At 53.1% G+C, this 7,139-nt stretch carries 9 protein-coding genes; 3 read left to right on the forward strand and 6 right to left on the reverse strand.

Annotated features, from left to right (window positions below):
- Positions 1-419: 419 nt before the first annotated feature.
- The gene (locus ACQY5R_RS18015; RefSeq protein ID WP_428610672.1) at positions 420-785 is read right to left on the reverse strand and encodes a site-specific integrase; all 366 of its coding nucleotides are present in this window, start codon (positions 783-785) and stop codon (positions 420-422) included.
- A 454-nt stretch (positions 786-1,239) separates the two neighbouring features.
- On the opposite strand from ACQY5R_RS18015, the gene ACQY5R_RS18020 reads away from it, so the two are divergent.
- Entirely contained in the window at positions 1,240-2,004 is a 765-nt protein-coding gene (locus tag ACQY5R_RS18020; protein WP_428610673.1) for an SDR family oxidoreductase, read from the forward strand.
- A 23-nt stretch (positions 2,005-2,027) separates the two neighbouring features.
- On the opposite strand, the gene ACQY5R_RS18025 is transcribed toward ACQY5R_RS18020, so the two are convergent.
- Positions 2,028-2,531, reverse strand: a complete 504-nt coding sequence (locus ACQY5R_RS18025; RefSeq protein ID WP_428610674.1) for a helix-turn-helix domain-containing protein — start codon at positions 2,529-2,531, stop codon at positions 2,028-2,030.
- Positions 2,532-2,949: 418 nt separating this feature from the next.
- Here ACQY5R_RS18025 and ACQY5R_RS18030 point away from each other — a divergent pair, with 418 nt between their 5' ends.
- Positions 2,950-3,753 carry a sulfite exporter TauE/SafE family protein gene (locus ACQY5R_RS18030; RefSeq protein WP_428610675.1) on the forward strand — a complete coding sequence of 268 codons (804 nt, stop codon included), beginning with the start codon at positions 2,950-2,952 and terminating at the stop codon, positions 3,751-3,753.
- A gap of 103 nt (positions 3,754-3,856) precedes the next feature.
- Here the strand turns inward: ACQY5R_RS18030 and ACQY5R_RS18035 are convergent, their stop codons facing one another.
- The 3 genes from ACQY5R_RS18035 to ACQY5R_RS18045 form a co-directional block, all read right to left on the reverse strand.
- Positions 3,857-4,093, reverse strand: coding sequence for a hypothetical protein (locus ACQY5R_RS18035; RefSeq protein ID WP_428610676.1), 237 nt, complete (start codon positions 4,091-4,093; stop codon positions 3,857-3,859).
- A 29-nt stretch (positions 4,094-4,122) separates the two neighbouring features.
- Positions 4,123-4,944 carry a class I SAM-dependent methyltransferase gene (locus tag ACQY5R_RS18040; protein WP_428610677.1) on the reverse strand — a complete coding sequence of 274 codons (822 nt, stop codon included), beginning with the start codon at positions 4,942-4,944 and terminating at the stop codon, positions 4,123-4,125.
- A gap of 132 nt (positions 4,945-5,076) precedes the next feature.
- Entirely contained in the window at positions 5,077-5,301 is a 225-nt protein-coding gene (locus ACQY5R_RS18045) for a nuclear transport factor 2 family protein (protein ID WP_428610678.1), read from the reverse strand.
- A 144-nt stretch (positions 5,302-5,445) separates the two neighbouring features.
- Here ACQY5R_RS18045 and ACQY5R_RS18050 point away from each other — a divergent pair, with 144 nt between their 5' ends.
- Positions 5,446-5,916 (forward strand): Lrp/AsnC family transcriptional regulator, encoded by a 471-nt coding sequence (locus ACQY5R_RS18050; RefSeq protein WP_428610679.1) that lies wholly within the window; start codon positions 5,446-5,448, stop codon positions 5,914-5,916.
- Between the two features lie 74 nt (positions 5,917-5,990).
- Here ACQY5R_RS18050 and ACQY5R_RS18055 read toward each other — a convergent pair whose 3' ends face one another.
- Positions 5,991-6,656, reverse strand: a complete 666-nt coding sequence (locus ACQY5R_RS18055) for an energy-coupling factor ABC transporter permease (protein WP_428610680.1) — start codon at positions 6,654-6,656, stop codon at positions 5,991-5,993.
- Positions 6,657-7,139 lie beyond the last annotated feature (483 nt).

Raw genomic sequence — 7,139 nt, forward strand, 5'->3', positions numbered from 1 at the left:
TCAATAATTCACTCAGATCCCAGGAGTCCGTTTCGTATTGTAATTTTGCTTTATAGAATTCTTGCTGATCCATCGGGATTTTTCCTTCTATTTACACATAACATTTAAGCATTTATGCCTCGTGTAGCGCATGAGACATAAATGTCTGTTGGACTGAGCCGCCCTCGATAGGGTTGCCCAACTCTATTAATAAGAAATTGTTTTTTACCGGTTGCCCGGTTGTTCGCTATTTTGGCTGATCGCGCAGGAAGGGCATCCGTGTTGTGCTGTCCGGCCCCACTTCCTGAAGGCTATCCGTCGGTCTTTCTCACGACTTTTCTTCATCATGCCTCATTTTCCCACCCTTGGCCACTACCTGCCCGTCAGGCCTCGAGGGCCTGTTTCTTCCCTACCTCCTGCCCCGTGTAACGGGGCCGACGTCACCCACCGCCGGGGCGTCGGGGTGGCAGTTCCGCCACGATCCGTAGTCGCCCACCCTGACACACCGGGCAGACCCAACCCTCCAACTCCGGACCGACTGGGTTAGCCGCCTGCTCCGGCTCGGCCTCCGCGGTCTCGGCCTGGGCAATCGCCGCCCGGATCTGCGCTATTCGCTTTTTTCGACAACAGTTGGCCAGGTGGCGCTCCCGGACCAGGTGGGCAAAGTAGGCTTGCAGGTCGTCGGTGGTGAGTTGGTCGGGTGAACGGTGGGTGAAGCGGGACAGGTCGGTCACCGCGTTCAGATAGGACTTATGGGTGCGTGGGGAAAAGCCGTGCTCGATCATTTGTTGACGTAGCGGAGTCATCATCACTCTCCTGTGGCAAGACCGGTAATGGTCTTTGGAAAGTGTGGTGAACGAGAGAAAAAAGCGGGGGTTTAAGAGGCTACCGCGAAGCGGTTTAGTTCAACAGCGGGTTATACAGCTCGCACATTCGGCGCAATATACAGCTGTGGACAATATCGACGATTCCGACACTTCGTTCTATGCATTATTTTTCCTGCCTCGGTTGTAGTACTTTGGCAGGGGAACTGACTCGAATGGATATTCAGCATCCCGCCAAGCAGATATTCCTTACATTCTCAGCAGGTTATCAGACAAGGCGCATTAGGTGAAATAATTTCTCTACGATGCCGTATAGGCACCGTTTATCGCTGCGAAGACCGTCGTTCAAGTATCAGACTAAAGCGCAAGAATCGGATTGCCCGTCGTCAGAGGCGCAAGATACTGTCTCACCGTACATTCACAAACGGAGGTAGAGATGGGTATTCTGGCAGATAAGGTGGCTATCGTTACGGGGGCTAGTTCAGGTATTGGTCGTGCCACGGCACAACTGTTCGCGCATGAAGGGGCGAGTGTTGTGGTCGTCGCACGACGGCAAGCCGAATTGGACGAACTGGTATCGCAGATCGAAGTGCACGGTGGGCGAGCGATCGCGGTAGCGGGTGATGTGACGGATGAGTCGACAGCACAGCGGGCGGTCGAGGTAGCAGTATCCAGGTTCGGCGGCCTGGATATCAGCTTCAATAATGCGGGAACCCTGGGGGAAATGGGCTCCACACCGGAGGTGTCGGCAACCGGATGGCGGGATACGCTTGAGACCAACCTAACCAGTGCATTCTTCGGTGCAAAATACCAGATACCCCAGATGCTGCGACGCGGTGCCGGGTCTGTCATTTTTACATCGACCTTCGTGGGGTATACGGCGGGATTCCCGGGCGCGGCGGCCTACGCCGCCAGTAAAGCGGGATTGATTGGCCTGACACAAGTGCTGGCGACAGAATTCGGCCCCCAGTCGGTGCGGGTCAATGCCCTGCTGCCCGGTGGAACCGACACACCCATGGCGGCACAGATGAATAACACGCCCGAGGCCATGGCTCAGGTGGCCAATCTCCATGCATTGAAGCGCATGGCCAGACCCGAGGAGCTGGCACAGGCGGCGCTGTTTCTCGCCTCCGACGCTTCATCGTTCATGACCGGATCCGCCATGCTGGTCGATGGCGGAGTGTCGATAAATCGAACCTAGCGGTCCTTTTTATTTCGTCGTCATTAAAACGGCTGTCGACTGGAGAAATAGTGCGCAGGCGAGTCGCCAAATGCCCGGCGGAACATGGCGATGAAATGACTGGGTGCCGCATAGCCCAGTGAGTACGCGACATCCATTACAGACACGCCACGCGCCAGCATCTCCAAGGCATGGGTCAATTGGGCTTGCTGGCGCCACTCTCTAAAACCCATACCCGTTTCAGCATGCATCAGCCGGCGCAATGTCCGGGAAGAGAGGGAGCCGATAGCCGCCCATTGGTCAACGGTACGCATACTGCCCGGATCATCCAGAATCGCCTGTGCGATCCGCTCCAATCTGGGGTCTTTTGGCATCGGAAGATAGAGCGATTCACTGGGCATGTGACGTATCTCGTCGATGATGACGGCAAGAATACGTTTCTGCGCCGGCATCAACGGATCGGTCTTGCTCCAGTCCACCGTCCGGTGCGTCAATGCCTGCAGCACGTCACTGATCCCGATCACACGGGGTAAGGTTGGGAGCCTCACACATGTCTCCGGAGTCAATAACAGTGACCAGCCATCCAAGGCACTGCAGAGATGTACGCTATGCATGGCACCGGGCGGTATCCATCCTGCCCTTTGGGGAGGAAGTAGCCATGAACCCTCTTCGGTTTTAACCTGGATCAACCCCGATTGGATGCACAGTAGCTGCCCCCGGTAATGGCGATGCCACTTGTAAGGCCGCTCTGTCGGCTTTTGTATTTTGTTGGATTTATAGCTCCAAGCCCGAGTAATAAGCGGCGGCCCTTCAGACCATTCACTGTAGTCAGAATCATGAATCTCTTTCACTTTTCCCATGTTGGCCATTTTACACTATTTATTGTCCAAGTGTCGTTATTATGAACACGGCATTGTGTCCTATGATTTTCGCAAGACAATGACAACATTTGAAAAGGTGGCTTCCATGATTGAGCCGATGTTTATGACTTATTACGTTGCAATGGGTTTGGCCGTCGGCTTCCTGGCGGGATTGGTCGGCGTAGGTGGCGGCGGTATGACGGTGCCCATCTTTACAATGCTTTTTACTATGCAGGGCCTTGCAAGCGAAGACACGGTGCAGCTTGCACTCGGCACTTCGATGGCGGGAATGGTCTTTACGACATTCGGTAGCATGCGTGCCCACTACAAGAATAACAATGTTGAAACCAAGCTGGCCGTCAAATTAACTTTCGGCGTGTTTATTGGTACCTTCCTGGCAACATTTACCGCATCCTATGTACAGGGAGTCTATCTGGCACTATTTTTCAGTGCGTTTATGCTGTATGTGGCGTACAAAATGTTTCAGAAGCAGGAGCACTATCACAACCCTGAGCCCCACGGTCCGATCGGAAATATTATTAGCGGCTCCGGCATCGGCTCTATTTCAGCACTGGTTTCCGTCAGCGGCGCGGGACTGACCATCCCCTACCTGATGCATCAGAACATAGAAGCTAAACGCGCGATCGGCACATCGGCTGCCATCGGCTTTCCCGTTGCCTTCTCCGGAACGCTTGGCTACCTCATCAACGGCTGGGATAACACGAATCTGCACAGTCTTGTCATCGGCTATATCTATCTGCCTGCAGTCATACTCTTTGCCATCAGCAGCTATTTTTCCACTGCGCTTGGCGCGCGATACGCCACGAATATGCCTGCGAATAGGCTCAAAAAAATCATCGGCATTTTATCCGTCGCACTGAGTATCCATATGCTTATTTCCGTTATCTGAAGATAAAACGGTGCGTATGAAAAACTATCTCGATGCGGATTGATTGAGGCATTCAGACGACCCTTTGAGACGCCACCCAGACATCTCAAAGGGTGCAACAGGCTTAGTGCTTCAGTTGTGATTGATGGACGAAACGCATGTAGGGTTTGGGGGCCTTCCACCCTTCGGGGAAATTCCGCTTCGCGTCTTCATCCGATACGGCGGGCACGATGATGACATCTTCTCCCATGTGCCAATTCACCGGTGTGGCCACCTGATACGCGGCGGTCAATTGACAAGAGTCCAGGACCCGTAGAATTTCGTCAAAGTTACGACCGGTGCTCATGGGATAAGTCAGCATCACTTTGATCCGTCTGTCCGGTCCCACAATCAAGCCCGGCAAATATAACTGACGGTTCTGATGCGTCGTTCCCGCAGGTTTTGAATCTGGTTTTTTGCCATGGCGGGAAAATCATCGCCTAAAAAAACCTGCATGGTTAAAGGAGGCGGACCTGATTCAGACAGGCGCTTTGCCATAGCCTCAAACCAGGACTGGCTCTCTTCCGTTGAATCGTAGGTGGCCAAAACATTAAACCCGGCATCAGATAACAGTTGCTCCATATCCTGCGGGGTGGCGAGAAAGCTGATGGAGGGTTCGCGCGCCCAGGGCACCGGATACTGCACCTCCCCGCCTTCACCTTGCAGGACATCATAGATAGTGAATATGCCTCCCGGCTTCATGACCCGCCGTACATGCTTATAAAGTTGATCTTTGGCCTCTATATTCATGGCCACATGAATCGTCATGGCGGCGTCAAACTCCTGCTCGCCAAACGGCAGATCGGTCGCATCGCCTTGCTGGAACGCCACCCGCTCACCCAGCCCCACCCAATCGGAGAGGATCGTGGCCGCTTCACAAAACGCTTCCGTTAAATCGACGCCGGTAACATGACAGCCAAAGGATTGCGCCAAGGTTCTCGCCGGGCCACCCAATCCACTACCGATATCCAGCACACGGGTATCCTTTCCAAGGTTCATTTGCTCTGCAAGCTCCAGTGTCGCTTTGCGGCCGCGAATATGAAATTCATCGACCGGCGCCAAATCTTCGGTGCAGAGCTTGGCCATATCTTTTCCCGCTGCGGCGAGCCGTTCCGCGATAGTGTTAGCCAGGTTGCTGCTGGTGACGTAATGTTTTTCGATTCGGTTATCCATGGCCCCTCCCGATTCGGGTCAATAGGATCTTGAGAAAGTATAGTGTCCAAAGGGCTTGTCGGGACAGTACTTGGATACCGCTTATCTGGCGATAGGGGCAGGTGTATGAATGCCAACGAAAGGCGTGCCTTGTTAACTGGTAACGCCCCGGCAACGCATATTTGCAAAAACCTGATCACCCTCTTCCACCAGTGCCTCGATGTGACAACGGTAGTCACCCAGGGCCTGATGCACGCTATCCAGGTATTCGGCGAATCCCGCGTGACCGAACTTTTGTTGCCCCAATGAACCGCGAAAGGTGAACTCCGTATGCAGTATGGACGGCTTGGCGCTTTTATCGTGGGCATCCCACAGCACCTGATAAAACCGGCCAAATCCGACTGACTTTAAGTAGCCTTTATGACTGCATTTTTTAACCTTTATCCTAGGAAACGGCTCTATATAATGCTATATCTACAAACTTATATCCTATTTAACCTATTTTTACAGGTAATAAGGCTAGTGAAAATTGATCGCATAGATAAACAAATCTTGTATCAACTGCAAGAAAATGGGCGAATGCCAATAGTCGAACTGGCCAGCAGAGTGAACTTGACGAAGACCCCCTGCGCCCAACGGGTACGGCGGCTGGAACAAGAGGGGTTTATTCGAGGTTATCGTGCAGACCTGGATCCGGAGAAGCTAGGCGCAGGTCATGTGTTGATGGTGCAGGTAACACTAAACAAGACAAGTGAAGATGCGCTTGAACGCTTCAATGAGGCCGTACGTCTGATTCCGGAAGTGCAAAGCTGCTATATGGTGGCGGGAAATTTCGATTATCTTCTCAAGATCAGAACACACGATATCGCCCATTACCGCTCCGTATTAGGCAATGAGATTGGACGCCTTCCACACGTCCACCAGACTCATTCCCATGTAGTGATGGAGCTTGTGAAAGATGAAGTAACGGTCCCCGTGAAGAATGATTTTTAAGGTTCCGAGCATTAACCGTTAGCGTGTAGTCCTCACACCATGCAGGGTCCTGTATTTTTCACCACGCTACCTGGTTAATGCCCATCGATATAGTTCTTGGCGCCAAAGGTACGGATCAAATTGGGATAGTTGGCCATCAACCCTGTCATCAACATGCCGTTGATCATCGCTTCAGACAGCATCATCAACGGTAGGAATACCAGGTATTCATACGAGAGTTGCTGCAGTGAATAGACATTGGCCAATGAGTACAACAAGGCCGTCGCAAGCGCCATGGCCGCCACCGATAGGCCGGCCCCCAGAAATACGGTACCCAACAGGTAGACGAAGAAGTTTTTGGGTAGCAGTCGTCGGATCAGCAAATGGTGCCCATAGCTCACCAGCACCGGAATCAGGATCATCAGCAGCCCCCTGACCGGGTAAGCCTCCCACCCCAGATGCCCCACCAGCACCATCGCCAACAGCGCCAGGCTCATGGCAACCACTCCCAGCGCCCAACCGAACATCAAGGTCACCAGTGTCGCTCCCAAAATATGGATGCTCAATCCGGGTGAGAGTCCCGCACGCATCTGCCAGAGTCCGATCAGTAGCACCGTTGCGCCCAGAAACAGGTGTTGCAGTAGTCGTTGCGAGAGGATCTTTCGCCAGGGTGCGGTCCACATGGCCAACAGCAGTCCGCTGCCGTAGAGCAGCAGACATAACCACCATCCCCAACCACTGTTCAGTCCATCACCTAGCATGCGGATGACCCTGCAGTATTGCCACTTTTCAACTCACCCCCAAGGCACCCATTAATCGTTGCCAATGAATTGGCGGGGGCACTACATAGTATAATCCAGGCGAAGTTTTTCGTTAGTTCGGCCTACTCACTGCAGTTCCTGTAAAAGCCGCATTGAATAGGCATAACCGACTGATCGTTAACGATATTACAAGCGGCAAAGCAGCAAGACGAGGGGCTGGAAAATTAATGTGTTAACTTCCCCCTCACCCCAACCCTCTCCCTGAGGGAGAGGGAGTAAGCGGGACAACAGTGGTGCTAAGCCTTTGAAATTCATCAGGCCGCTATGGCCTTACGCAGTTCAATGGACTTCGCCAACTCTCGCAACAGCGCGGCACCATCGCCTCGCCAGGCGCTGCCGTGCATACAGGCAAGCGTAGTCGGAGACTCCTGTGCCAAACGCTCCAACATCTCCTGGGTATTTGGCGCATGTGCGTAGTAGTCC

This window comes from Sedimenticola sp. (assembly GCF_050289425.1).
Taxonomy (GTDB): Bacteria; Pseudomonadota; Gammaproteobacteria; order Chromatiales; family Chromatiaceae; genus Sedimenticola.